The 1,876-nt window shown below is 62.6% G+C and carries 2 protein-coding genes; one reads left to right on the top strand and one right to left on the bottom strand.

Features of this window, described 5'->3' with window-relative positions:
* The coding region (locus EN984_RS33010) for a LacI family DNA-binding transcriptional regulator (protein ID WP_127384286.1) at window positions 1–965 on the bottom strand (965 nt) is incomplete at its 3' end.
* Window positions 966–1,369: 404 nt separating this feature from the next.
* On the opposite strand from EN984_RS33010, the gene EN984_RS33015 reads away from it, so the two are divergent.
* The coding region (locus tag EN984_RS33015) for an ABC transporter substrate-binding protein (RefSeq protein ID WP_164765850.1) at window positions 1,370–1,876 on the top strand (507 nt) is incomplete at its 3' end.

Below are 1,876 nucleotides of genomic sequence, written 5' to 3' on the forward strand. Positions count from 1 at the left end.
AGCACGGAGCGGGCGAGATCGGAGCCGGCCAGGCGGAAGTTCTCGTTGACGACGAGCAATTCCGGCCGGAACAGATGCAACAGGTCCGACGACTGCTTGGACACGACATCGACGTCGCGGCCAAGCTTGAGGCCGGCATCCTCGATGCCGGCGACGATCGCCAGTGTCGCGGCGGCAGCGCTGCTGACGAAGCCGTCCGGCCTGTTCTCGCGGCGCATCACCTGCGCGGTCCTGGTCCTGATCTGCTCGATCGTGTGATCGATGGAAACGGTGTTGAACGGAATTTCGCTGGCTCCGACCTCGCTCAGCGCATCGGCAAAGCCGTTCAGCGTGTGGCCATAATAGGTCAGCCCGGGCGGCGGCGACAGAAGCGCCAGCTTGTGCCTGCCCATGCTCGCCAGGCGGCGCACGGCCTCCATCGCGAAAACATGGTTGTCGAAGTCATGGTAGGGATGGACGAGGCCCATGTCGGTGCGGCCATGCGTGGCAAAGGGCATGCCGTGCTCGAGCATGTAGCGGGCGCGCGGATCGTTCGGTTGGGTGCGCGAAATGATGACGCCGTCGGCCGAGCCGGTCTCGACGAGATAGCGGATCGGCTCCATCGGATCCTGCGAGCGGGAATAGGGCGTGACGATCAGGTGATAGGGCGTTTCGGCGAGCACTTCCGAAACGCCGTAGATGATGTCCGAGACAAAGCTCATGATCTCGCGGTCAGTGTTGAGCACGAGGCTGATGACATTGGTCCTGCCGGTGCGCAGACGCACGCCGGCGCGGTTCGGCCGGTAGCCGATCTGCTTGGCGACGAGCTGGACGCGGCGCCTGGTTTCGGCGCCGATTTCCGGGGCATCCTTCAAGGCGCGTGACACGGTGGTGACGCCGAGCCCGGTCATGAAGGCAAGCGTCTTCAACGTCGGCCGTCCCTGTGCCGAGGTCTCCCCGCTCTTGTCCGTACGCTGTCTGTCCATTCGTCCCGCCCGTCAGGCGCATAGCAGCCGCGAGCCATGTCGGCAATCGCCGTCATGGCGATACGATATGCGTTCCAGCCCCGGTAAAGTCTCAATATACTGAAACGTTACAGATTGCCATATCGAGTTACATGTCCCTCGCCCACGAGGTGGATGGTTCTTTTGCGAAACGCTTGGGATTCCAGGAGAAATTGCCTCTGCCGCCGCCTTTTTGCCCGTATCAGGCGGCATTTCGGTGTTTGCGCCGCAGCAAACCATGCTGCAGTGCATGAGAAGCGCGATCATCCATGCGAATTTGTTCGCAGCCCGAAAAAATATCGAGGGTGCTTCGTTGATGGGTTGCACAGCCCGCGCAATTGCCGTATCGAAAATCTGTAACGTTTCAGATTCTGGGAGGAGCCGAAATGCGATACAGATTTTTGACCGCTGCGCTGGCAGCGACGGCCGGGTTGCAGTTTGCCGGCCATGCGGCCGCGACGGACCTGGAAGTCACCCATTGGTGGACGTCGGGCGGCGAGGCGGCGGCGGTTGCGGAACTTGCCAAGGCATTCGATGCGACCGGCAACCACTGGGTGGACGGCGCCATTGCCGGCTCCGGCGGCACGGCGCGGCCAATCATGATCAGCCGCATCACCGGTGGCGATCCGATGGGCGCCACGCAATTCAACCATGGCCGGCAGGCGGAAGAGTTGGTGCAGGCCGGCCTGATGCGCGACCTCACCGATGTCGCCACCAGGGGCAAGTGGACTGATGTCGTCCGGCCGAAGAGCCTGCTCGACGGCTGCACCATCGACGGCAAGATTTATTGCGTGCCCGTCAACATCCATTCCTGGCAGTGGTTGTGGCTGTCCAACGAGGCCTTCGAGAAGGCCGGCGTGCCGTTGCCGACGGACTGGAATGCATTCGTGGCG

Origin of the sequence: Mesorhizobium sp. M7A.F.Ca.CA.004.12.1.1, assembly GCF_003997835.1 — a bacterium.
GTDB lineage: Bacteria > Pseudomonadota > Alphaproteobacteria > Rhizobiales > Rhizobiaceae > Mesorhizobium.